At 60.7% G+C, this 23931-nt stretch carries 16 protein-coding genes and 1 pseudogene; 11 read left to right on the top strand and 6 right to left on the bottom strand.

Annotated features, from left to right (window positions below; genetic code table 11):
• The first annotated feature begins 136 nt into the window (after positions 1 to 136).
• Both GH983_RS19740 and purH read left to right on the top strand, forming a co-directional pair.
• A complete protein-coding gene (locus GH983_RS19740; protein ID WP_153763298.1) occupies positions 137 to 1813 on the top strand; it encodes a heparinase II/III family protein in 1677 nt (558 codons plus the stop codon).
• Positions 1814 to 1913: 100 nt separating this feature from the next.
• Positions 1914 to 3530: a bifunctional phosphoribosylaminoimidazolecarboxamide formyltransferase/IMP cyclohydrolase gene (purH, locus tag GH983_RS19735; protein ID WP_153763297.1), complete on the top strand. Its 1617-nt coding sequence runs from the start codon at positions 1914 to 1916 to the stop codon at positions 3528 to 3530.
• 57 nt (positions 3531 to 3587) lie between these two features.
• Here purH and GH983_RS19730 read toward each other — a convergent pair whose 3' ends face one another.
• Complete coding sequence (locus tag GH983_RS19730; protein ID WP_246727587.1) at positions 3588 to 4919, bottom strand: MFS transporter; 1332 nt, start codon at positions 4917 to 4919, stop codon at positions 3588 to 3590.
• 100 nt (positions 4920 to 5019) lie between these two features.
• Positions 5020 to 9807, bottom strand: coding sequence for an NAD-glutamate dehydrogenase (locus tag GH983_RS19725; RefSeq protein WP_153763295.1), 4788 nt, complete (start codon positions 9805 to 9807; stop codon positions 5020 to 5022).
• 187 nt (positions 9808 to 9994) lie between these two features.
• Here GH983_RS19725 and pdxY point away from each other — a divergent pair, with 187 nt between their 5' ends.
• Together pdxY and GH983_RS19715 are read left to right on the top strand one after the other, a co-directional pair.
• The gene (gene pdxY, locus GH983_RS19720) at positions 9995 to 10879 is read left to right on the top strand and encodes a pyridoxal kinase PdxY (RefSeq protein WP_153763294.1); all 885 of its coding nucleotides are present in this window, start codon (positions 9995 to 9997) and stop codon (positions 10877 to 10879) included.
• A 65-nt stretch (positions 10880 to 10944) separates the two neighbouring features.
• Positions 10945 to 11598, top strand: coding sequence for a carbonic anhydrase (locus GH983_RS19715; protein WP_069042752.1), 654 nt, complete (start codon positions 10945 to 10947; stop codon positions 11596 to 11598).
• 72 nt (positions 11599 to 11670) lie between these two features.
• Here the strand turns inward: GH983_RS19715 and GH983_RS19710 are convergent.
• Positions 11671 to 12491, bottom strand: a pseudogene (locus GH983_RS19710) (lytic transglycosylase domain-containing protein).
• 177 nt (positions 12492 to 12668) lie between these two features.
• Positions 12669 to 13700 carry an aspartate-semialdehyde dehydrogenase gene (locus tag GH983_RS19705; RefSeq protein ID WP_054150039.1) on the bottom strand — a complete coding sequence of 344 codons (1032 nt, stop codon included), beginning with the start codon at positions 13698 to 13700 and terminating at the stop codon, positions 12669 to 12671.
• Between the two features lie 411 nt (positions 13701 to 14111).
• Between GH983_RS19705 and GH983_RS19700 the strand changes: the two genes are divergently transcribed.
• Positions 14112 to 14663, top strand: a complete 552-nt coding sequence (locus GH983_RS19700; protein ID WP_153763293.1) for a GNAT family N-acetyltransferase — start codon at positions 14112 to 14114, stop codon at positions 14661 to 14663.
• A 3-nt stretch (positions 14664 to 14666) separates the two neighbouring features.
• Here GH983_RS19700 and GH983_RS19695 read toward each other — a convergent pair whose 3' ends face one another.
• Together GH983_RS19695 and GH983_RS19690 are read right to left on the bottom strand one after the other, a co-directional pair.
• Positions 14667 to 15065, bottom strand: coding sequence for a DUF2794 domain-containing protein (locus GH983_RS19695; RefSeq protein WP_054150041.1), 399 nt, complete (start codon positions 15063 to 15065; stop codon positions 14667 to 14669).
• 94 nt (positions 15066 to 15159) lie between these two features.
• Complete coding sequence (locus GH983_RS19690; RefSeq protein WP_054150042.1) at positions 15160 to 16098, bottom strand: LysR family transcriptional regulator; 939 nt, start codon at positions 16096 to 16098, stop codon at positions 15160 to 15162.
• 171 nt (positions 16099 to 16269) lie between these two features.
• On the opposite strand from GH983_RS19690, the gene chvE reads away from it, so the two are divergent.
• The 6 genes from chvE (at position 16270) to GH983_RS19660 (ending at position 23920) form a co-directional block, all read left to right on the top strand.
• The gene (chvE, locus tag GH983_RS19685; protein WP_054150043.1) at positions 16270 to 17340 is read left to right on the top strand and encodes a multiple monosaccharide ABC transporter substrate-binding protein; all 1071 of its coding nucleotides are present in this window, start codon (positions 16270 to 16272) and stop codon (positions 17338 to 17340) included.
• A gap of 121 nt (positions 17341 to 17461) precedes the next feature.
• A complete protein-coding gene (mmsA, locus tag GH983_RS19680; RefSeq protein WP_069042753.1) occupies positions 17462 to 18997 on the top strand; it encodes a multiple monosaccharide ABC transporter ATP-binding protein in 1536 nt (511 codons plus the stop codon).
• Positions 18997 to 20208, top strand: a complete 1212-nt coding sequence (gene mmsB / locus GH983_RS19675; RefSeq protein WP_153763292.1) for a multiple monosaccharide ABC transporter permease — start codon at positions 18997 to 18999, stop codon at positions 20206 to 20208. Before mmsA ends, mmsB begins: the two co-directional genes overlap by 1 nt.
• Before the next feature lie 10 nt (positions 20209 to 20218).
• Positions 20219 to 21184: an AraD1 family protein gene (araD1, locus tag GH983_RS19670; RefSeq protein WP_069042754.1), complete on the top strand. Its 966-nt coding sequence runs from the start codon at positions 20219 to 20221 to the stop codon at positions 21182 to 21184.
• A 49-nt stretch (positions 21185 to 21233) separates the two neighbouring features.
• Positions 21234 to 22979, top strand: a complete 1746-nt coding sequence (araD, locus tag GH983_RS19665) for an L-arabinonate dehydratase (protein WP_054150047.1) — start codon at positions 21234 to 21236, stop codon at positions 22977 to 22979.
• An 11-nt stretch (positions 22980 to 22990) separates the two neighbouring features.
• Positions 22991 to 23920 (top strand): Gfo/Idh/MocA family protein, encoded by a 930-nt coding sequence (locus GH983_RS19660; RefSeq protein ID WP_069042756.1) that lies wholly within the window; start codon positions 22991 to 22993, stop codon positions 23918 to 23920.
• The last annotated feature ends 11 nt before the right edge of the window (positions 23921 to 23931 follow it).

The following is a 23931-nucleotide window of genomic DNA, read 5'->3' as shown; positions in this document are numbered from 1 at the left end:
GCATGACCGGGGCACGGCGATATGACTTGTCATTTCGTGCCCATCGCCAGGAGCCCGAAGGCCCTATCCCTTCGCATTGCTCGGGCTCGGACAACCGGAATGGCTGGATCATCATGATCTGGTGACAGGAACCATTATGCGAATCAATGATCGCGTCCGACTGATCTCGCTGCACGTCGCCGAAACCTGGCGACGCATGCGGCAGGCGGCTGCCATCGTTATGCCTTCGGCGGTGCAGCGCGGGGCTTTCCGCGTAAACCGAGTCGTCGTGGCACCGACAGATCTCAGGGCGATCGACTCGTTTGTGGCGGATGAGATCGTCAACGGGCGCTTTCCACTCGCCGGGCGTGTTCTGGATACCGAGGGTCAATCTCCCTTCGAACTGGAGCTGCCGTCCGTCCAGTTTGCACGCCGCCTGCACGGTTTTGGCTGGCTGCGCCATATTCGCGCCGACAAGACGGCTGCCGCCTGCGACAAGGCGCGATGGATCACGGACCAGTGGATCAGCCTGCATGGCGGCCGTAGCAAGGGTGTCGCCTGGGACAATGAGGTCGTGTCCCGGCGGATCATCAGCTGGCTTTCGCATTCACCGATCGTGCTGCACGAAGCCGATGCGGGCTTCTACCGTCGGTTCACGTCCTCACTTGGGCAGCAGGTGCGCCACCTTCAGCGCCGTGCCGATTCGATGCCCGACGGTCTCCCGCGCCTCAAGGCGCGCATCGCCATCGCCATGGCGTCGATTGCAGCCGAGGCGCGTCCGGCGGCAGTCCGCCGCGCAGGACGGTTGCTTGACCGGGAGCTTGACCGGCAGGTTCTGGCGGATGGAAGCCATGTCTCCCGCAATCCGCAGGCCTCTGTCGATCTGCTTTTCGACCTTCTGCCGCTTCGCCAAAGCTACATCAACCTCGGACATGAGGTTCCAGCCAAGCTTATTCCGGTCATCGACCGCATGTACCCGGCCGTGCGTTTCTTCCGCCACAGCAGCGGCGATGTGGCTCTGTTCAACGGTGCAAGTTCCTCGCTGGCCACCGATCTCATGAGTGTTCTCAGATATGACGAGACGGCTGGGCAGCCCTTCAAGGCCTTGCCGCATGGGGGCTATCAGCGGCTTTCCGGTGGTGACACGACGATCCTGGTCGACACAGGCAAACCCCTCTCGGCGCGGCTTTCGAGCACGGCCCACGCCGGTTGTCTCTCGTTCGAATTGTCCTCCGGACGGAACCGTTTCCTCATCAATAGCGGCTCACCGCGCTTTGCAGGGGAGCGGCTCCGTCAATTGGCGCGTGCTACGGCTGCCCATAGCACCGTGTGCATTGGTGACGTTTCCTCGGCGCGGATCGCGCAGTCGTCCCGCCTCGGCACGATCATGCTGTCGGGCCCCTCCAAAATCGAGGTCGAACGACAGACCGGTCCCGATGGCAGTGACCGGCTGTCGGCACGGCACGACGGCTATGTGAAGCGCTTCGGTGTCCTGCATGAGCGAGAGATCCGGATCAACGAGCAGGGCACCAAGATCGCCGGGCGGGACCGCCTGCTGTTGCCGGACGGCCTGCCGACTCCCAATCTGCCGGGTGCAGAGGTCATTGCGCGTTTCCATGTTCATCCGACAATCACCGTCGAGCGTTCCGACGATCGGAAGATCAGGCTGGTGGCTCCTGATGGCGAGAGCTGGTCCTTCTCCATCCCCGTCGGCGAAATCGCCATTGGTGAAGATGTCTTCTTCGCCGATGTTTCGGGCATCCGTCCGTCGCAGCAGCTGGAGATCGTCTTCGAGGGGCCGGAAATACGCTGGTTTCTCGCGCATCACGCCTGATGGCGGGCATCTTGCGGTTTCCTCACAGGTGAAGCTGTGCTAGGCGGCGGCATCGCGCCCGCTGCCGCATTTCCGGGCGCCCGCCAGCTCGGAGTGAACCATGGCCGTCGTTTCCAAAAAGATCCCCGCCCCTGACCTCGTGCGCGTGCGTACCGCACTTCTCTCGGTCTCCGACAAGACCGGTATCGTCGAATTCGCGCAGGCGCTGCACCAGCGCGGCGTACGTCTTCTGTCGACTGGCGGCACCCACAAGGCTCTTGCTGCGGCCGGCTTGCCGGTCATCGATGTCTCCGAGATCACGGGCTTCCCCGAGATCATGGATGGCCGCGTCAAGACGCTGCATCCGCTGGTCCATGGTGGTCTGCTGTCGATCCGGGATGATGCAGAGCATGTCGAGGCGATGAAGGCGCATGGCATCGAAGCCATCGATCTCTCGGTGATCAACCTCTATCCCTTCGAGCAGGTTCGCGCGGCCGGTGGCGACTATCCGACCACCGTTGAAAACATCGACATTGGTGGACCGGCCATGATCCGCGCTTCGGCGAAGAACCACGCCTATGTCACGGTCGTCACCGATGCTGCCGACTATGCCGAGGTGATTGCCGCGCTCTCCGAAAATGACGGCCAGACGACCTATGCGCTGCGCCAACGGCTTGCGGCCAAAGCTTATGCCCGCACCGCTGCCTATGACACTGCGATCTCCAACTGGTTTGCAGAAGCGCTCGAGATCGAGATGCCTGCCTACCGGACCGTTGGCGGCGTCTTGAAGGAAAAGATGCGCTACGGCGAGAACCCGCATCAGAGCGCGGGCTTCTATGTCACCGGCGACCACCGTCCCGGTGTTGCGACCGCGACGCTGCTGCAGGGCAAGCAGCTTTCATACAACAACATCAACGATACGGATGCGGCGTTCGAACTCGTCGCCGAATTCCCGCCGGAAAACGGCCCGGCCTGCGCGATCATCAAGCATGCCAATCCTTGCGGCGTCGCGACAGGTTCAAGCCTGGTCGAGGCCTACAAGCGAGCGCTCGCCTGCGACAGCACCTCGGCGTTCGGCGGCATCATCGCGCTCAACCAGCTCCTCGATGCCGAGACCGCGCAGGAAATCGTCAAGCTCTTCACCGAAGTCATTATTGCGCCTGAAGTCACCGACGAGGCCAAGGCGATCATCGCCGCCAAGCCGAACCTGCGCTTGCTGACCACGGGCGCCCTGCCCGATCCGCGCGCCCGCGGCGTCATGGCCAAGACGGTCTCCGGTGGTCTGCTTGTCCAGAGCCGCGACAATGTCATGGTCGAGGATCTCGACCTCAAGGTGGTGACCAAGCGCGCGCCGACCGCCACCGAGCTCGAGGATATGAAGTTCGCCTTCAAGATCGCCAAGCACGTGAAGTCGAATGCCGTCATCTACGCCAAGGACGGCCAGACCGCCGGCATCGGCGCCGGCCAGATGAGCCGCGTCGATTCCGCCCGCATTGCAGCGCTGAAGGCCGAAGACGCTGCCAAGGCTCTCGGCCTTGCGGCACCGCTGACCAAGGGTTCGGCCGTTGCATCCGAGGCATTCTATCCCTTCGCTGACGGTCTTCTGGCCGCGATCGCAGCAGGTGCCACGGCTGTCATCCAGCCCGGTGGTTCGATGCGCGACGAAGAAGTGATTGCAGCCGCCGACGAGCACGGCGTGGCGATGGTCTTTACCGGCGTCCGTCACTTCCGCCATTGAGGAAGCCCGATCGCTGATGAAAACAAATGGCCGGTGGGGCGATCCACCGGCCTTTTTTTATAGGCTCGTCCCCTTGTCCGTTGCCGGGTAATTCGTCCTCAAGAGAAGGACGAGGCCGCCAATCAGAAACACCAGCAGTGTGGCCATGCCGGCACGCGGCGAGCCCGACCATGCGGTGACCACAGAGAAGGACAGCGTCGCGAGGAAACTCGTCGCGCGGCCTGACAGGGAGTAGATACCGAAATAACGGCCGGCTTCGTGCAGTTCGACGCTGCGGGCGAGATAGGAGCGCGACGAGGCCTGGACAGGGCCGAAGGACATGCCAATCAACAGGCCGTAGAGGACATAGGCCTTTTCGGCGGGGGTGGCGAACAGTCCGTCGGTGCCTGTGATCGGCAGGCTCACCAGCCCGAAGAGGGTGAAGTCGACGCCGGTCGAGATGATCCCGAAGGTGGCAATGATCAGCAATCCCAAGCTCACCAGTACCACCACTTTGGAGCCGAGTGCCCTATCCACGCGACCGGCCACGAGGCAGCCGAAGATCGCGACGATGTTGAGGATGATCCCGTAGATGCCGATTTCCATCGTCGACCAGCCGAACATGGCGGCAGCGAAGACACCGCCCAGCACGAGAAGTCCGTTGACGCCGTCCTGGTAGATCATCCGGGCGATGAGGAAACGCAGGATATTGCTGCGGTGGCGTAATTCGCCAAGTGTCGAGCGGATCTCGCGAAGACCCGACCGGACGGCCGCGCCCAAAGCTTTGCCCTTCGCTGCATCCGGGGTGAAGAAGAACATCGGCAAGATGAAGATCAGATACCAGACCGCGGAAATCGGGCCGGTGATGCGAGCATCCTCGCCCGCTGCCGGGTCCAGCCCGAACAGCGGATCGAACCCGATCAGCGTCTTTCCGGTCGTCGGGTTGCCGGCAAGGAAGAGCACCACGAAGATCAGCACGATCATGCCGCCCATATAGCCCATGCCCCAGGCAATGTTGGACACCCGCCCGACATCCTGCTGGCTGACAAGGCGCGGCATCATGGAATCATTGAAGACGATGGAAAACTCCGCTGCGATACTGGCGAGGATCATCAACAGCATCACGAGAGCGACGGGCGAGCCCGGAGCGGCTGTCCAGAGAAGGGCGAGGCAGGCGATCTTGATCAGCGCGAAGAAGGCGATCCAGGGCTTCCTGGACCCGGACTCGTCGGCGATTGAACCGAGAATGGGTGCAAGGATGGCAATGATGACGCCGGAAATCGTCGCGGCATTGCTCCAGGCGGTCTGGGCGCTCACCGGATCATCGGTCATCCGTGAGACGAAATACGGACCGAAGATGAAGGTCGTGACTACGGTGAAGAAGGGTTGCGCTGCCCAGTCAAAAAACATCCAGCCACGGACACCCCTGTCGATGGGGCCGTGGCTGGTCTTCACGTCTTCACTTGTCGTCACAGGCATCCCCCAGAGGCTCTAAAGCCCCGGGACAGTGTCACCTCACGTGGTCCTGTGCAAGATCACCCAGAAGTCCGGCAGCGACCGCGAGTTTGGAAATGCTCGGTTCGCCGCTGTCGACGATCGATGCCAGTTCCTTGCCGATCCGCTCGACACGGTTCTTGTCCGTCGCGATCCATGCCTGAACCGGTTGTGGATCCCTGCCGTGGCTCGTCAGCGCCACACAGACGATCTGTCTGCGTGCCTGACCGATACGGTCGAGGCTGCGCGTCAGGGCCAGACTGTCATAGTGGTCCGTTGTCTGGATCCGTCCGGCATTCTCGATAATGCGGCCGATACGGAAGGCCTCGGAGACAGCGAAGAAGCCGCGCATGGCTCCGGCGAAATCGGCGCCGGTTCGTTCGGCAATCTGCAGGATCTCGGGCAGCAGCTGCATGGTCTGCAGATTGACGACCTCAGCCGCCAAGGCTTGCGGTGCGCCGGCTTCGATGAGGGCGGCAATCTGGTCGTCGAAATGCTGGCGAAGGGCGGCCGGAACCGTCTTCTTGAACACGGGTGACGCCGAAGCCACCGCAGCCTTCAACTGCGTCACGGCATCGCCGATCGATCCCTTGACGAAGCCGGTATCGATCAGCAACCGGGTCATGGCCGCATAGATCTCCGAGATGATCGCGTAGAGCCTGTTCTGCGTCTGCCCCGGGATGCGGGCGTCCAGGGCGTCGATCTTGTCCCAGAGCGGCGTCAGACCGAGCGCCTCGCGGGTGACCAGTGCGGCCTTGACGACGGTGTCAGGAGAGCTCCCCGTCGCGTCGCAGACCGAAACGACAAAGCCGGGGCCGCCTCGGTTGATGGCGTGGTTGGCAAGAACCGTCGCGATGATTTCACGGCGGAGGCGATGTGCAGCGATGTCGGTCGCAAAGGTATCGCGCATGGCGGCCGGGAAGTAGTTGAACAGCGTCGCCTCGCAATAACTGTCGTCCGGAAGATCCGACTCGATCAACTGATCGAAGAGCACGATCTTCGCATAGGAGAGAAGCACGCCGATTTCCGGTCGGGTCAGCGCCTTGCCCGAGACGTAGCGCTCTGCGACGCCTGCGGAATCCGGAAGTGTCTCGACCTTGCGGTTAAGGCGCCCCATGCCCTCGAGATAATCCATGAGCCGGCTCAGCTCTTCGCGGTTGCCGGCACCCTTGGCTTCAGTAAGTGAGATCGAGAGCGACTGGAGATAGTTGTTGCGCAACACGAGATCTGCAACTTCGTCCGTCATCTCGGCGAGCAGCACATTGCGCTTCTCGCGTGGCAGACGCCCTTCCAGCATGGCCGGGCTCAGGGCGATCTTGATGTTGACCTCGACGTCCGAGGAATTCACCCCGGCCGAGTTGTCGATCGCATCGGAATTGCAGCGACCTCCATTCAAGGCATAGGCGATACGGCCTTTCTGGGTGACGCCCAGGTTGGCACCTTCGCCAATGACCTTGGCACGGACATCCGCCGCGTGGACCCGGATTGCGTCATTGGCGCGATCACCGACTTCGGCGTCGGTCTCCGCCGCCGCCTTGATGTAGGTGCCGATGCCGCCGAACCAGAGGAGATCCACCGGCGCCTTCAAGATTGCCGTCATGATGTCCATCGGCGTGGCGGTGGTCGTTGCAAGGCCGATTGCCTCGGCCGCCTCCGGGGTGAGTTTCACGGATTTCTCTGCACGAGAGATGATCATCGCCCCGGCCGACAGGGTTGAGCGGTCATAGTCCTGCCAACTGGATCGCGGCAGGTTGAACATCCGCTTGCGTTCGGCAAACGAGATGGCCGGATCGGGATTGGGATCGATGAAGATGTCGCGGTGGTCAAAGGCCGCGATCAGCCTGATCTGTTCCGACAGCAGCATGCCGTTGCCGAAGACGTCGCCCGACATGTCGCCGACGCCAGCCACGGTGAACGGCGTCTTCTGGATGTCGGTATCGATTTCACGGAAGTGACGCTTGACCGTTTCCCAGGCGCCGCGGGCGGTAATGCCCATCTTCTTGTGGTCGTATCCAGCAGAACCGCCAGAGGCGAAGGCATCGTCGAGCCAGAAGCCGGCTTCCTGAGCGAGGCCGTTCGCCGTGTCGGAGAAGGTCGCCGTGCCCTTGTCGGCGGCCACGACGAAATAGGGATCATCGCCATCCGGCCGGAGGGTGTCTGCTGGCGGAACGATCTCACCGGCAACGATGTTGTCGGTGATCGACAGGAGGGTGCGGATGTAGGTCTTGTAGGCTTCCGTGCCGGCTGCGAACCAGGCTTCGCGGTTGGTCGCAGGGGGGAGCTGTTTGGGGAAGAAGCCGCCCTTCGCACCGACCGGCACGATCACGGCATTCTTGACTTGCTGCGCCTTGACGAGGCCAAGCACTTCCGTGCGGTAGTCCTGCGCGCGATCCGACCAGCGCAGACCGCCTCTGGCGACCTTGCCGAAGCGCAGATGGACGCCTTCGACCTCGACGCCGTAGATGAAGATTTCGCGGAACGGACGCGGTTCGGGTAGGCCTTCCAGCTTGTGCGGATCGAACTTGAAGGCAAGCATCGGGCGATCGCTCTGTTGATAGCCCTTCTGGTAGAAGTTGGTTCTAAGTGTCGCCTCGATCGCATTGATGTAGCGACGCACGATGCGGTCTTCATCAAGGATCTTGACGTCGTTCAGCTTGCTTTCCAGCGCGTCAAGCAGTTCTGCGTGGCGGGTCTTGCGGCTTTTCTCAGCCAGCGAGACATCGAAGCGGTTCTTGAAGAGGGTCACCAGGTCCGCTGCGATGGCCGGGTGCTTCGTCAGCGTTTCCGCCATGTAGGTCAGGGGATAGACCGCGCCGGCCTGCCGGAGATAGGCGGCATAGGCCCTCAGTACCGATGCTTCGCGGGCAGTGACGCTCGCCGCCAGGATCAGGCGGTTGAATGCGTCGTTATCGACCGCACCCGTAAAGGCCGCAAGAAAGGCCTCTTCAACCTGTATCGCATGCTGTTTGATGTCGAAGTTTATCCCGTCTGGAACCTGCAGTTCCATGTCGTGGAGAACGACAACACTCTGGTCGTCGTCGGAGCGACCGATGCCGATGTCGAAGGTACGCTCGCTTATCACCCGGAAACCGAGGTTTTCAAGCAGAGGGACACGACGCGACAGGGGCAGATGATCACCCATGTGGAAGATCTTGAGATAGAGAAGCGGGCCGCGCTCGTCCGTCACCTGGTGGAATTCGAGCGACAGCGGGGCTCCTGCGATGCAGGCCTTGATGTGCTTGAGATCGCTGACCGCCTCTTCGGGGGTAAAGGCTTCCTCGAATGCCTGCCCCACTTCAAGCGTCGGCGCGCCTTTGCCGGCAAGGGCCACGAACCGATCCGCCCAGCGAGCGGTGATCTGACGAACCGCCTCTTCAAGCGTCGCCTGGGGGATCTGAGGCGTCGTCCCTTCGCGTCGGCCGATAATGATGTGCACGCGGGCCACGCCGCCTTCGGGGAAGGCCGGATAGAAGGCTGAAACATGCCCCTTGTAGACGGACTGGAAATAGAGGCCGATCTTCTCGCGGACCATGGAGTTGTAGTCTTCACGGGGGACGTAAACGATCAGGGAGACGAAACGATCGAAATGGTCGATGCGCGGCAAGACGCGCACCCGCGGGCGTTCGGAGAGATCGTTGATCTGTTCGCAGAACTTTGCCAGCAGGTCCGGTGTGATCTGGAAGAGGTCGTCGCGGGGATAGTTTTCCAGCGTGTTCTGCAGCATGCGGCCGGAATGGCTACGAGGGTCGAAGTCGAAATGGGACACGACCTTCTCGACCTTGGCGCGCAAGAGCGGGATCTGATTGACCGAGCGCGTATAGGCGGTGGCTGTAAACAGGCCGACGATGCGGAGCTCGCCTGCGACCTTGCCGTTCGGTCCGAAGCGCTTGATGCCGACATAGTCCATGTAGGCGCGGCGGTGGACGACGGATTTGACATTCGCCTTGGTGACGATGAGGTAGTCGGGACCTTGCAGGAAGGCGAGGATCTCGGGGGTCGTCGTGACCTGATTCTGCCCCTGGCGAAGCACGCGAACATCAGGGTCCGAGAGAATGCCGAGGCCGCTGCCCTTGTCGCGCTCAACGGTCGCTTCGGCTCCATCGCCCGAATAGGTGTATTCCCGCATGCCGAGGAAGGTGAAATTGTTGTTGCGCAGCCACTCGACGAAGGCAACCGCCTCGTCGCGCTCGGCTTCGGTCCGCCCGGCAGACAGGTCCCGAAGCTCGGAAAGCGCTGTTTCCAGCAGATTGAGCATGGGCTTCCAGTCGGTCGCCGCCATCTTGACCTGCGCCAGCACGTTCTGGAGCCGCCCTATCAAATCGGCGGACTGCTCCGCCGAGAGCGGCGCCAGATGAAGTTGAATATAGCTGACCTTGATCGCGCCTTCCGGATCGGAGTCCGGGTTGGAGAGCGAGATGTCACCGCGCGGTGTCACGGCAAGGATAGGATGGACCGCCATATAGATGTCGCGATAGTGGCTGGTCACCTCGCCCATCAGCGAATCGTAGAGGAAGGACTTGTTATGGTCGACGATGGAGAGAACGCTGACCGGAATGCCGTTCGGGCTGACGCCCTCGATGGTATCGATGCTGATATGGGGTGTCGTGCGATCCCAACCCGCAATGTCACTTGCGGCTCTCGAGGCCGATCGCGCCAGCATGGACGCTTCGTAGCGATCCAGGTCGTCGTTGCTTGCCCTTCCGAATATGACTTTGGGCGATACATGGGCACCGCCCTGTTCTCGCGCCATCTGCTCCGCATTTTCCAGCAATTCATCCCGCTTGCTGAACCCGGTCCTGCCCATGTACCCCTCCGTAAATCGCGCCTTTGCGCTTCATCTTCACGCAAATGGCTTGCAAAAGTATGTATGGAACAGGAATAGGAAAAAATCAGGCGAAAATATGCGGTCAAATTCGTAAGATTCAGGAAATTTTTGTACCAGATGGTGTCTTTCCAGTTCGATTGCTGGCTTAGAAAGCGAATCACATAAAATGCGCGAATTCAGCAAGGGTGCAGTTATCGTCATTTCGAGCCATGTGGTCCGAGGATCCGTGGGCAACAGAGCCGCCGTGTTCGCCCTGGAAGTCCTGGGTCGGCCAGTCTGGGCACTTCCGACAATCGTGCTTCCCTGGCATCCGGGACATGGTCCGGCGACGCGTCTGCGATTTCCCGATGACGACTTCGACAGCGTGATCGATGACCTGATCAGGGCGCCCTGGCTCGGAGAGGTTTCCGCGATATTATCCGGATACTTCGGCAGCGCCCGCCAGCCGGCAGCCGTGGCTCGTCTCGTTGAGGCTGCAAAAGAAAAGAATTCGGATCTGATCTATGTGTGCGATCCCGTGATTGGCGATCTCGGAGGACTTTACGTGCCGGTCGAAACCGCAACGGCCATCCGAGAGCGGCTCATTCCGCTTGCCGATCTTGCGACACCCAATCGCTATGAACTGCAGTGGATGGCAGGACGCGAGCTGCCAAGCAATCAGGCGATCATAGAAGCGGCGGGCGATCTCGGACCGAAACGCATGCTGGTCACCTCCGCGGTGCCAATGATGGCCAAGGGAACAGGAAACCTCCTGCTCAGCGGTCGCTCGGCCCTGCTCGCCGAGCACCGGCTCATCGACAATCCGCCAAACGGTCTGGGCGATCTCCTGGCCGCCGTCTTTCTGGCGCGTCTTCTCGAAGGCATGGACGAAGAAAAGGCGCTGCAACTGGCGACGTCCAGTGTCTTCGAAATTCTGATGCAAACAGCCAAGCGCGGCGGTGACGAGCTGACTCTGGAGAGTGACGCCTCCAGCCTTTCGACCCCCATGGCCATGGTACAGATGCGCCGCCTCTTGCATCCCGCCCTGCGGAGGCCCGGTAGCGGCTCCTGATTTCCCAGGCAATTCTCTGGCGGCACTTGGTTGCCAGTGCCGTTCACGCGCTGTAATCGGTAGCGATGAGCCAATTTCCCTCCGCACTTCTCAACGGCTATCGCAACTTCATGAGCGGCCGGTATCACGATCAGCGTGACCGCTATCGCGTCCTTGCCGAGCAGGGGCAAAAGCCCAATACGCTGGTGATTGCGTGCTGCGATTCCCGGGCTGCGCCCGAGGTGATCTTCGATTCCATTCCGGGCGAGCTCTTCGTTGTCCGCAATGTTGCCAATATGGTGCCGCCCTACGAGCCGGACGGGCAGTACCACTCAACCTCGGCTGCCCTCGAATTCGCCGTCCAGGCCTTGCGTGTGCAGGACATCATCGTCATGGGCCACGGGCGATGCGGCGGTATTCGTGCAGCCCTTGATCCGAACGCCGAGCCACTCTCGCCGGGGGATTTCATCGGCAAGTGGATGAACCTCGTCGCGCCCGCTGCCGAGCAGATCCAGGGCAACTCCACCATGACGCCAGCCGAGCGCCAGACGGCCCTCGAGCGCATCTCCATCCGAAATTCGATTGCCAATCTGCGGACTTTCCCTTGCGTGAAGATCCTTGAGGAGCGCGGCAAGCTGCGCATCCACGGTGCCTGGTTCGACATCAGCAATGGGGAATTGTGGGTCATGGACCCGAAGACCAGGGACTTCGAACGTCTCGGCGCCGAGACCGGCAATTGATCAGCCGGTTATCGACTTTCGCCTTTACCTGAAATGCGAAACGGCGGCCTGTGGCCGCCGCTTTTTCTTCACTTATTCGGCGTCGATCTGCGCACCGATATAGGCAATCGCCTGCTGGTATACCTTTGCCGCGTTCCAGCCCTCAATGGCGACGAAATTCGGTTCGCCCTGCTGGTAACCCCACCCGGCTGCCAACCATGTCCGCGGAGGAAGTTGGCGGTTGACGCAAGCGCGTCTGAGCGCGAACGAACCATATCGATGTGGCCGTCACCATCGCCGTCAGTCCCGTAAAGAACGACGTTGCGCGGCAGAAACTGCGTCTGGCCGATTTCGCCGTGGGCTGCGCCCTTGGCGTTCACATCGAGGTTGCCGGCCTGAACGAGTTCCAGCGCTGCGTAGAACTGGTCGGTGAAGAATGCACTGCGGCGGCAATCGAAGGCGAGCGTGGCGACGGCCGAGAGGGTGTGCTCCTTGCCGAGGAAGGAGCCGAATCCGGTCTCCATGCCCCAGATGGCGATCAGCGGACCTGCCGGGACGCCATAACGCTTCTCAAGCCGTGCAAAGAGAGCCGCGTTGTTCTTCTTCATCGTCTTGCCGCGGTTGATGATAGTCTGTCCGCCGCGCTTCTGCATGAACTGATCGAAGGAGAGCTTGAAGCTCTTCTGACCGCGGTCTGCACTGATGGTGCTGCGGCTATAGTTGACCGCGGAGAAAACCTTATCGAACATGCGCGGGCTGAAGCCCTGGGCAGCAGCCTGCTGCTTGAAAGCGGCGCTCCAATCTTCAAAGCCAGCGGAAGTGTTGCTGCAAGCAGCGGCGGCGGCGTGTTGCGTGCCGGCGAACAGCGCGACGACGGAAACGAGAGCCGCCGACAAAGTGGATGTCAGTCGCATTGATGCCTCATAACGGACTGTGGAGGGCGATTCGGCCGCACCATGCCAGTGAAAGATGACTCTGTCATCCGTCCAAAGCTAATGTAGGGCCGTGAAGGTCTCAAATCGGATCACTTTCAGCTGAAAGCGCCGTTCGAGGCTTCCCGTGTTCAATCGGGAAGCCTCTGCTGCAATAGATCAAGCGGCTGCGCGGGGCTTGATCAAGCCGCGATTGACGAGCAGCTCGGCAATCTGGATGGCGTTGAGGGCTGCACCCTTGCGCAGGTTGTCGGAGACGACCCACATGTTGAGACCGTTCTCAACCGTCGCATCCTCGCGGATACGGGAAATAAATGTGGCATCTTCTCCGGCGCATTCGACGGGCGTGATGTAGCCGCCGTTTTCATGCTTGTCGATGACAAGGCAGCCCGGAGCCTCGCGCAGGATGTCGCGGGCCTGATCGGCTGTGATCTCGTTCTCGAACTCGATGTTGACGGATTCCGAATGACCAATGAAGACCGGAACGCGCACGGCAGTGCAGGTCACCTTGATCTTCGGATCGAGCATCTTCTTCGTCTCGGCCAGAACCTTCCACTCTTCCTTCGTGTAGCCGTCTTCCATGAAGCTATCGATATGCGGGATGACGTTGAAGGCGATGCGCTTGGTGAACTTCTTCGACTCGACCGGATCGGCGACGAACACGGCGCGGGTCTGCGTGAACAGTTCGTCCATGCCTTCCTTGCCGGCGCCGGAAACCGACTGGTAGGTCGAGACGACGACGCGCTTGATTTTGGCGACATCATGCAGCGGCTTCAGAGCTACGACGAGCTGGGCGGTCGAGCAGTTCGGATTGGCGATGATGTTGCGCTTCTTGAAATCGACGATGGCGTCCGGATTGACTTCCGGAACGATCAGCGGAACGTCCGAATCGTAACGCCAGGCCGAGGAGTTGTCGATGACGACGCAGCCCTGCGCGCCGATCTTCGGCGACCACTTCTGGGAGATGGTGCCACCGGCCGACATCAGGCAAATGTCCGTGTCGGAGAAATCATAATTGTCGAGGTTGGAAACCTTCAGGACCTTGTCACCGAAGGAGACTTCCGTGCCCTGCGAGCGCGCCGAGGCAAGTGCCACGACTTCCGATGCCGGAAAGCCGCGCTCGGAGAGGATGTTCAGCATTTCGCGCCCGACATTGCCGGTTGCGCCTACGACTGCAATCTTGAAACCCATGTCTATGCTCTCTTTCTGTCTCTCCTCGGGTGGTGAGGGGGAAGCTCGCGACGGGTGCGCAACCTTCCTTGTCCCCGGCCGTGCCGGGGAGAGAGCGGTGGCCGAAGACGTCAGACGGTTTTCGTCGTCGTTTTGGCCTTGGTCGTGGATGCAAGAGAAAGGCATGCGCCACCGGCAGCAGACTGCTGCAGGGGGTGGAAGACCGCAAAGGGTTGCCCGAAAGCGTGCATGGACCGAATTCCTCTTCGCGGCGAGGGATTACAAGGTTTTCAGCGCGAGTCAAGCCGACACACCCGCCGCTTCGGCGAAAAGCGAAGGTGTTGGGATCGATCGCAGTGTCACCGTTACACTCCGGCGCTTGTCTCGCCTGTCAGCACGTGGATAAACAAGCAGGTTGACCGGAGTAGTTGCATGAATCTCGAAATTCGCGATCTGATCCCTGACGACCTTCCGCAGGTGACTGCAATCTACGCAGACGCCGTGGTCAACGGAACCGCAAGCTATGAGCTCGTTTCGCCCGATCTCGAAGAGATGTCGGGGAGATTTGCCGCCCTCAAGGCCAAGGGCTATCCTTATCTCGCTGCTGTCGATGAAAAGGGATCGCTTGCAGGCTATGCCTATGCATCGGCCTTCAGAACCCGTCCGGCCTATCGATGGCTCGTCGAAGATTCCATCTATATCGCCCCTTCGGCTCGCGGTCGCGGTGTCGGGAAGGCTCTGCTGAGAGAACTGCTGATACGGTGCGAGGCGCTGGGTTTTCGCCAGATGATCGCGGTCATCGGCGGTGCGAGCGAGGCGTCCATGGCGGTGCATCGCAGTTGTGGCTTCGAACCCGCCGGACGCCTGGTCGGAACCGGCTTCAAGCATGACCTGTGGCTCGACACCGTCTTCATGCAGAAGGTGCTGGGCGAGGGGAATTCGACCATGCCCGATCTGTCCAGCTATCCCGGCACGATGCCTTGATCGTCAGTCGAGGGCTTTCAACGCCTTGTCAAAAATCTTGAGGACCTGGCGAAGGTCGTGGCCGCGCTTCAGGATCCGGCCATCCGTTGCGATGACCGAAAATGCGCCCTGCTTGGCCGCAAGCTTCGGATTCTTTTCGATGCGGTAGAGCGGATATTCGCCTGACCTTTTGAAGACGGAAAAAACGGCTCGATCCTTGAGGTGATCGATCGCATAGTCGCGCCATTCACCCTCCCCGACCATGCGGCCATAGATCCAGAGGATCGCGTCCAGTTCGCGGCGATGGAACGTGACGGGAAGAGGGTCGAGGGATTGCCTGTATATGCCGAGATCGACTACGCCGGTGGCGCTTTTCTCGGCTCCCTCGTCTTCACGGCGCTGCCCTTCCGGCTGCTCTGTCATCAATGCTCCATGAGCTGCGATTCATGACGGCTGGGTGACAGTGTGCCTGACATGCCCGAAATTGCAAGCTTATCGGGGTCCCGCGACCATGGTCTCAGCGTCCCCTGCTCAGGAATCGACTGAGCAGCAGCTCACGCAGCCGTGCTGCGATCGGCGACAGACGTTTGCCGCTCAGGGTGATCAGATGATAGGGCGTCACTTCGATCGGCGTATCGAGTTTCAGCGTGGTCAGGTCGCCGACGGGCGTCTGTCGACAGAGAAGATCGGCGACTTCACGCGACATGGGAGCGATCGCGTTGGACGAGGCGAGCATCGCGATCATGACCAGAAGAGATGTGGTGTTGACAATGTTGCGCGGAATGGGGGCGCCTTCTTCGATGAAGACATTCTCCACCGCCTGGCGCAGGGGGGTGCCGGGCGCCTGCATGACCCAGGGGAAATGGGCCATGTCCGAGATGTTGAGCCGGTCCACGTTGACCAGCGGATGAATGCGGTGCACGACGATCTCCACCTCTTCCATGGTCGCGCCGTCGACATGAAACTGTCGCGCGTCGATGCCGGCCGGGATGCGCCCGAGAACGAAGTCGTACTGGCCTGACAGAAGATCGCGGATCATCTCGCCGCTCGGTGCAACGTCGACATGTATGTCGACGGTGGAGGCTTCAGCCTTCAAAGCCCGGATGGCGGGCACAACGTAACCGACCGCTCCGCCGGTGACGGCGCCGATCCTGACCTTGCCTGTCAGCCCGCGCTGGATAGCTTCCACCTCGCGGGCGGCTTCGCGCATTTCCTCCAGTACGTTCTGTGCACGGCGAGCAAGCGCACTGCCGACAGCTGTCGGCTCCATGCCTTTGGGCGTGCGGACGAAGATCGGTGACCCGACATAGCGTTCGATTTCGCCCAACATGCGGGAAGCCGCAGGCTGCGTCAGCGCAAGCTCCTGAGCGGCCAAGCTTAATTGCCCGAGCTCCGCGATCGAGCGGATGAGGTTCAGATGCTTTGGTTGCAATCGGTGGACATGAATTTCGGCCATAAAGGACATATCAACCATGGTATGCAGAAAGTCAAAATAATCATTTGATCGGTATATTGGCCACGATAAGACTCGCCACGGAGCTGGGGGCTGCCGCGTCAGCCGCTCGTTCTTGTTTCAGCGAGTGCCAGGAGGAGCTTGGCCTCGCACGGTATGACCAGGGAGGTTACCATGAAGAAACTTGGCGCCCTGATTGCGTCGCTCGCAATCGGCATCGCATCATTCGCGCCCGCGTCCTTCGCACAGGACAAGGGCATGGTCGGCATTTCGATGCCGACGAAGACGTCGACCCGCTGGATCTCCGATGGTGAGACCATGGAAAAGCTGTTCCAGGACGCTGGCTACACGCCGGACCTGCAGTTCGCTGACGACGACATTCCGAACCAGCTGGCCCAGATCGAAAACATGGTCACCAAGGGTGCCAAGGTTCTCGTGATCGGCGCCATCGACGGCACCACGCTCTCCGACATCCTGCAGAAGGCCGCCGATGCCGGCGTCAAGGTCATCGCTTATGACCGCCTGATCCGTGACTCGGGCAATGTCGACTACTACGCCACCTTCGACAACTTCCAGGTCGGCGTTCTCCAGGCAACCAGCCTCGTTGATGGCCTCAAGGCCAAGTTCCCGGACACCAAGCCGTGGAACGTCGAACTCTTCGGCGGTTCGCCTGACGACAACAACGCCTTCTTCTTCTACGACGGCGCCATGTCGGTTCTGCAGCCGCTCATCGACAGCGGCGACATCGTGATCAAGTCCGGCCAGCAGGGCATGGACCAGGTCGGTACGCTGCGTTGGGACGGCACCGTTGCCCAGGCTCGTATGGAAAACCTGCTGTCCTCGACCTACACCGAAGACAAGCTGCATGGCGCTCTGTCTCCTTATGACGGCCTCTCGATCGGCATCCTGTCTGCTCTCAAGGGCGTAGGCTACGGTTCGGGCGACATGGCGATGCCGGTTGTCACCGGTCAGGACGCCGAGCTGCCCTCGATCAAGTCGATGCTTGCCGACGAGCAGTACTCGACCGTCTTCAAGGACACCCGCGAACTCGCCAAGGTTGCCGTCTCGATGGTCGAAGCCATCATGGAAGGCAAGGAGCCCGAGATCAACGACAACGAGACCTACAACAATGGTGTTAAGGTCGTTCCGTCCTACCTGCTGAAGCCTGTCGCTCTCGACAAGTCGAATGCCAAGGACGTTCTCGTCGGCGCCGGTTACTACACCGCCGATCAGATCGACAACTGATCCTTCGGATCGCATCCGGGTCCGCGATCCGTCGCGGACCCCTTTTCTATACGCATTGAGGGAGCTCGCGCCTCCGGCTCGATCCAGATAGGATCGCTGGCTTGGCGCAGGAATTCTGTACATGGACAACATCATTCTCGAGATGCGCGGCATCACAAAGACATTCCCCGGCGTGAAAGCGCTGGACAATGTCAGCTTCAAGGTGCGCGAGGGGGAGATCCACGCGCTGGTCGGCGAAAATGGCGCCGGCAAGTCCACGCTGATGAAGGTCCTGAGCGGCGTCTATCCTGCGGGCACCTATGACGGCGATATCTATTACGACGGCGAAGTCCGTCGCTTCGGCCGGATTTCCGACAGCGAGGAACTCGGCATCATCATCATTCACCAGGAACTGGCACTCGTGCCGCTCCTGTCGATCGCCGAAAACATCTTTCTCGGCAACGAGATCGCCGACAAGGGCGTGATCCACTGGCCCCAGACCTTCGCGCGGACGAAAGAGTTGCTGGCGAAGGTTGGCCTGAAGGATTCTCCTTCCACCCGCATAACCGACATCGGTGTCGGCAAGCAGCAGCTGGTCGAAATCGCCAAGGCGCTGTCGAAGAAGGTCCGGTTGCTCATCCTCGACGAGCCGACCGCTTCTCTCAATGAAACGGATTCGGACGCGCTGCTGACGCTTCTGATGGAATTCCGCAAGCAGGGGATGACCTCGATCATCATCTCCCACAAGCTCAACGAGATCCGCAAGGTCGCCGACAAGATCACCATCATTCGTGACGGTGGCACTGTCGAAACGCTCGACTGTCACACGCAGGAAATCACTGAAGACCGGATCATCAAGGGGATGGTCGGCCGTGACATGGAAGACCGTTATCCGAAGCGCGAACCGAAAATCGGGGACATGCTTCTCGAAGTGAAGAACTGGAACGTCTTCCACCAGAACCACCGTGATCGTCAGTTCCTGCACGATATTGCCTTCAACGTTCGGGCGGGTGAGGTCGTCGGTATCGCCGGGCTCATGGGCGCCGGCCGCACCGAGACGGCGATGAGCATCTTCGGCAAGTCCTGGGGTCACAAGATCACCGGTGACGTCTGGATGCATGGGAAGCCGGTCGACGTCTCGACGATCCCGAAGGCGATCGATGCGGGACTTGCCTACGTGACCGAAGACCGCAAGCATCTCGGTCTGGTCCTGCAGAACAACATCAAGGAAAACACCACGCTCGCCAATCTCGACGGCGTTTCCAGCGGCACCGTCATCGACGATCGCAAGGAAGCCAAGGTGGCGGCCGACTATCGTCAGAAGCTTCGGATCCGCTCACATTCGATCTACCAGGAAGCCGTCAACCTGTCCGGCGGCAACCAGCAGAAGGTTGTGCTGTCGAAGTGGTTGTTCACCAACCCCGAGATCCTGATCCTCGACGAGCCGACCCGCGGCATCGACGTTGGCGCAAAATTCGAAATCTACACCATCATCAACCAGCTTGCCGCCGAAGGTAAGGGCATTCTGATGATCTCATCGGAAATGCCGGAACTGCTCGGCACCTGCGACCGCATCTACGTCATGAACGAAGGTCGCATCGTCGCGGAACTGTCCAAGGAAGAAGCAAGCCAAGAGTCCATCATGCGTGCCATCATGCGCTCTGGGGAGAAACACTAATGGCCATCGACACAAGAACCGAAACCCCCAAGGTCTCCGTGGGCGACTATCTGCGCAACAACATCCGCGAATACGGACTGCTGCTTGCACTCGTCGTCATCATGTTGCTGTTCCAGTTCCTGACCGAGGGCGTTCTCTTCCGCCCGGTCAACATCACCAACCTGGTGCTGCAGAACTCGTTCATCGTCATCATGGCGCTCGGCATGTTGCTGATCATCGTGGCGGGGCATATCGATCTGTCGGTCGGCTCGATTGTCGCCTTCATCGGCGGCATATCGGCGATCATGCTGGTCAAATGGGGCTGGCATTTCTCCCTCGTCGTTCCGCTATGTCTGATGCTCGGCGGCATCATGGGTGCCGCCCAGGGCTACTGGGTCGCCTATCAGAAGATCCCGTCCTTCATCGTGACGCTCGCCGGCATGCTGGTTTTCCGCGGTCTGACCTATGTGGTCCTGCAGGGACGCCCTATCGGTCCGTTCCCGAAGGAATTCACGCTGCTGTCGACCGGCTTCATCCCGGATTTCATGCCGCTGACGGATGTTGCGACGACGGGTATCGCCAACCATGTCGCGATCATCGTGGTCGTGCTGCTCGTTGCTCTCGCCATCTTTAACGGCATGAAGCACCGTCGCCTGAACGAAGAGCATGGCACGGAAAACGAACCCTTCGTCTTCTTCGCCGTGCAGATGGGCATCATCAGCGTTGTCGCGATCTTCCTCGGCTATCAGCTGGCGACCTATCGCGGTCTGCCGAACGTGCTCGTCGTCATGGGCATTCTGATTGCCCTCTATTCCTTCGTCACCACCCGCACGACCATTGGCCGTCGCATCTATGCGCTGGGCGGCAACGAGAAGGCCGCAAAGCTCTCCGGCATCAACACCGAACGTCTGGTGTTCCTGACCTTCGTCAACATGGGCGTTCTCGCAGCGCTCGCCGGCATGATCATCGCGGCGCGCCTCAATTCGGCGACGCCGAAAGCCGGTGTCGGCTTCGAACTCGACGTCATCGCGGCCTGCTTCATCGGCGGTGCTTCTGCATCCGGCGGCGTGGGCAAGATTACCGGTGCTGTCATCGGCGCCCTGATCATGGGTGTCATGAACAACGGCATGTCGATCATGGGTATCGGCATTGACTACCAGCAGCTCATCAAGGGCCTCGTGCTTTTGGCTGCTGTCTTCTTCGACGTTTACAACAAGAACAAAGCAGTCTGAGGATAGGCTTATGTTTCTCTCGCAATTGAAGGCTGGCGGCATCATTTGCCGCCAGGGTGAGGCTGCGCGCCTTGTCCCTGGATTTAACTCCACATACGAACTGGCCAAGGCGGCGATAGCCGCCGGGACCTCCGTTGCCGCCCTGATCGAAAAGCAGGGCCAAGGCGACACCGTCGACCTCGTCGCGCTTGCGGCCGAAGGCAAGCTCGATTGCCCGGTCCGTCATCCGGATCCGGCCCACATGTACCTGACCGGTACGGGTCTCACCCATACGGGTTCGGCATCTGCGCGAGACAACATGCATGCGGACACCGCCGGCATGAGCGACTCGATGAAGATGTTCCGCATGGGTCTGGAAGGCGGCAAGCCGAAGCCCGGCGAAACCGGCGTACAGCCCGAGTGGTTCTACAAGGGCAACGGTTTCAACGCTGTCGCACCCGGCGACGACCTCGTGTCGCCATCGTTCGCTCTCGATGGTGGTGAAGAACCCGAGATGGCCGGTTATTACATCATCGGCGACGATGGCACCGCGCATCGCCTGGGCTTCTCCGTCGCCAACGAATTTTCCGACCACGTGACCGAGAAGATCAACTATCTCTTCCTCGCCCACTCCAAGCTGCGTCCGGCCTCCTTTGGTCCGGAACTGCGCGTCGGCGCCCTACCTGACCACGTCGAAGGTACCTCGCGCATCGTGCGCGGTGGCCAGACCGTATGGGAGAAGCCGTTCCTCTCGGGTGAGGCAAACATGTCGCACACGATCGCGAACCTTGAATACCACCATTTCAAGTATGCGCTCTTCTGCCAGCCCGGCGACCTCCACATTCACATGTACGGCACGGCGACACTGTCCGTGGCGGATGGTTTTGTGACGCAGGAAGGCGACGTATTCGAAATCGAGTCGCCGCAATTCGGTCTTCCGCTGCGCAACCGCCTGGCAAAGGCTGCTGTAGAGACCGTCAAGGTGAAGATGCTCTGAGCGGATCGGCCCTCCGACCCGCCCATTCAACAGAGACAGGACGATAGCCATGAGCAAGTTCAAACCGGCGGCCTGGCCGCGCCAACTGAGATCGCAGCACTGGTATGGCGGCACGTCGCGTGACACCATCTACCACCGTGGCTGGATGAAGAACCAGGGTCACCCGCACGACCTGTTCGACGGTCGTCCCGTCATCGGTATTCTGAACACCTGGTCCGACCTCACCCCCTGCAATGGCCATCTGCGCGAATTGGCCGAAAAGGTGAAGGCCGGCGTTTGGGAAGCCGGCGGCTTCCCGGTCGAGATCCCGGTTTTCTCGGCGTCGGAAAATACCTTCCGCCCGACGGCCATGATGTATCGCAACCTTGCGGCGCTCGCCGTCGAGGAAGCCATGCGCGCGCAGCCGATCGATGGTGCGGTCCTGCTAGTCGGCTGTGACAAGACCACGCCGTCGCTGGTGATGGCTGCCGCTTCCACCGACCTTCCGTCGATCGTCGTGACTGGCGGTCCGATGCTGAACGGCTATTTCCGTGGTGAGCGCGTCGGATCCGGCACCCACCTCTGGAAGTTCTCCGAAGCCGTGAAGGCCGGCGAGATGACCCAGGAAGAATTCGTCGAAGCGGAAGCCTCGATGTCGCGTTCCAGTGGTACCTGCAACACCATGGGCACCGCCTCGACCATGGCCTCCATGGTTGAAGCGCTCGGCATGGCTCTGTCCGGCAATGCCGCGATCCCGGCCGTCGACAGCCGCCGCAAGGTGATGGCGCAGCTTTCGGGTCGTCGCATCGTGCAGATGGTCAAGGATGATCTGAAGCCTTCCGACATCATGACCAAGGAAGCCTTCGAAAACGCGATCCGCGTCAATGGCGCGATCGGTGGATCGACCAATGCCGTCATCCACATGCTCGCCATGGCGGGCCGTGTCGGCATCGATCTCACCCTCGACGACTGGGATCGCCTGGGCCGTGATGTACCGATGATCGTGAACCTCATGCCGTCGGGCAAATATCTGATGGAAGAGTTCTTCTATGCCGGTGGCCTGCCTGTCGTCATCAAGATGCTCGGTGAAGCCGGCAAGCTTCACAAGGACGCACTGACTGTCTCTGGCGAAAACATCTGGGACGAGGTCAAGGATGTCCGCAACTGGAACGAGGACGTCATCCTGCCGGTCGACAAGGCGCTGACCCAGCAGGGCGGTATCGTCGTCCTGCGTGGAAATCTCGCACCCAAGGGCTGCGTGCTGAAGCCGTCGGCTGCCTCTCAGCATCTGATGAAGCATCGCGGCCGTGCCGTGGTCTTCGAAGACATCGATGACTACAAGGCGAAAATCAACGACGAGGCGCTCGATATCGACGAAACCTGCGTCATGGTCCTCAAATACTGCGGTCCGCGTGGTTATCCGGGCATGGCCGAGGTCGGCAACATGGGCCTGCCGCCGAAAGTGCTGCGCAAGGGGATCACCGACATGGTCCGCATCTCCGATGCGCGCATGTCCGGTACCGCCTACGGCACTGTCCTGTTGCACACCTCGCCGGAAGCGGCGCGTGGTGGTCCGCTCGCGATCGTCAAGAACGGTGACTTCATCGAAGTCGATGTCGAAGCCCGTCGGGTGCATCTCGACATCTCGGACGAGGAAATGCAGCGGCGTCTGGCCGAATGGCGCCCGCCGGTCGAGCCGCCGGCCAGTGGTTATGCCAAGCTCTTCCACGATCACGTCGAGGGTGCCGATACCGGAGCAGACTTCGACTTCCTGAAGGGTTGCCGCGGTTCGCCGGTCGGCAAGGACGCACACTGAGGGATATCAAGATGGCAGAACGTATCCCGCTGGCGCTGGTCGGCATCGGCAAGATTGCCCGCGACCAACATATTCCGTCGATCGCAGGCGGTGACGACTTTGTCGTTGCCGTCGGCGTCAGCCGGCATGGCAAAGTCGACGGTGCGGAAAACTTCACCGATTTCGATGAGTTTCTCGCAGCGCGCCCGGATATCAAGGTCGTATCGCTCTGCACGCCGCCTGAAGTCCGCTTCGACATGGCAAAGGCTGCGATTGCTGCCGGTCGCCATGTGCTGATGGAAAAGCCGCCTGCAACCACACTCGGCGAAGCGGAGGCCCTTTCGGAGCTTGCCGCCAAGGCCGGCGTCACCTTGTTTGCCACCTGGCATTCGCGCTTTGCGCTCGGTGTCGAGCCTGCGAAGCAGTGGCTCGCAGACAAGGTCATCCAGTCGATCTCGATCGTCTGGAAGGAAGACGTGCGTCGCTGGCATCCCGGCCAGGCCTGGATCTGGGAACCGGGCGGCTTCGGCGTCTTCGATCCCGGTATCAACGCGCTTTCCATTCTGACCGAGATCGTCCCCGGGCATATCATGGTCGAGAAGTCGGTTCTTGAGTTCCCTGAAAACAAGAAGCAGCCGATCGCCGCTTCCATCGCCATGCGGACCGTCGAAGGCGCGCCGGTTACGGCCGAATTCGACTGGCGACAGGAAGGCCCGCAGACGTGGGACATCACAGTCCAGACGAATGCCGGCGAGTTGCGTCTTTCAAAGGGCGGCTCGGAACTCTATATCGGGGGTAAGGAACAGGCGTCCGGCCCGGACCGCGAATATGCTGGAATCTACGAACGCTTCGCCCACCTCATCCGCTCCCGCCAGAGCGACACCGACTATCAGCCGCTGCGCATCGTGGCGGATTCGTTCCTTTGCGGGGAACGAAAAGTCGTCGCTCACTTCGAAGACTGACATCAAAAGGA

The sequence above is a fragment of the Agrobacterium sp. MA01 genome, from assembly GCF_009650195.1.
Classification (GTDB): Bacteria; Pseudomonadota; Alphaproteobacteria; order Rhizobiales; family Rhizobiaceae; genus Allorhizobium.
This window is presented reverse-complemented; position numbering and strand designations above follow the sequence as displayed.

Bases quoted from the DNA above. Each gene is read 5' to 3' on its own strand.
- GH983_RS19740 (WP_153763298.1), top strand. From the start codon at position 137: ATGCGAATCAATGATCGCGTCCGACTGATCTCGCTGCACGTCGCCGAA.
- purH (WP_153763297.1), top strand. From the start codon at position 1,914: ATGGCCGTCGTTTCCAAAAAGATCCCCGCCCCTGACCTCGTGCGCGTG.
- GH983_RS19730 (WP_246727587.1), bottom strand. From the start codon at position 4,919: ATGTTTTTTGACTGGGCAGCGCAACCCTTCTTCACCGTAGTCACGACC.
- GH983_RS19725 (WP_153763295.1), bottom strand. From the start codon at position 9,807: ATGGGCAGGACCGGGTTCAGCAAGCGGGATGAATTGCTGGAAAATGCG.
- pdxY (WP_153763294.1), top strand. From the start codon at position 9,995: ATGCGCGAATTCAGCAAGGGTGCAGTTATCGTCATTTCGAGCCATGTG.
- GH983_RS19715 (WP_069042752.1), top strand. From the start codon at position 10,945: ATGAGCCAATTTCCCTCCGCACTTCTCAACGGCTATCGCAACTTCATG.
- GH983_RS19705 (WP_054150039.1), bottom strand. From the start codon at position 13,700: ATGGGTTTCAAGATTGCAGTCGTAGGCGCAACCGGCAATGTCGGGCGC.
- GH983_RS19700 (WP_153763293.1), top strand. From the start codon at position 14,112: ATGAATCTCGAAATTCGCGATCTGATCCCTGACGACCTTCCGCAGGTG.
- GH983_RS19695 (WP_054150041.1), bottom strand. From the start codon at position 15,065: ATGACAGAGCAGCCGGAAGGGCAGCGCCGTGAAGACGAGGGAGCCGAG.
- GH983_RS19690 (WP_054150042.1), bottom strand. From the start codon at position 16,098: ATGGCCGAAATTCATGTCCACCGATTGCAACCAAAGCATCTGAACCTC.
- chvE (WP_054150043.1), top strand. From the start codon at position 16,270: ATGAAGAAACTTGGCGCCCTGATTGCGTCGCTCGCAATCGGCATCGCA.
- mmsA (WP_069042753.1), top strand. From the start codon at position 17,462: ATGGACAACATCATTCTCGAGATGCGCGGCATCACAAAGACATTCCCC.
- mmsB (WP_153763292.1), top strand. From the start codon at position 18,997: ATGGCCATCGACACAAGAACCGAAACCCCCAAGGTCTCCGTGGGCGAC.
- araD1 (WP_069042754.1), top strand. From the start codon at position 20,219: ATGTTTCTCTCGCAATTGAAGGCTGGCGGCATCATTTGCCGCCAGGGT.
- araD (WP_054150047.1), top strand. From the start codon at position 21,234: ATGAGCAAGTTCAAACCGGCGGCCTGGCCGCGCCAACTGAGATCGCAG.
- GH983_RS19660 (WP_069042756.1), top strand. From the start codon at position 22,991: ATGGCAGAACGTATCCCGCTGGCGCTGGTCGGCATCGGCAAGATTGCC.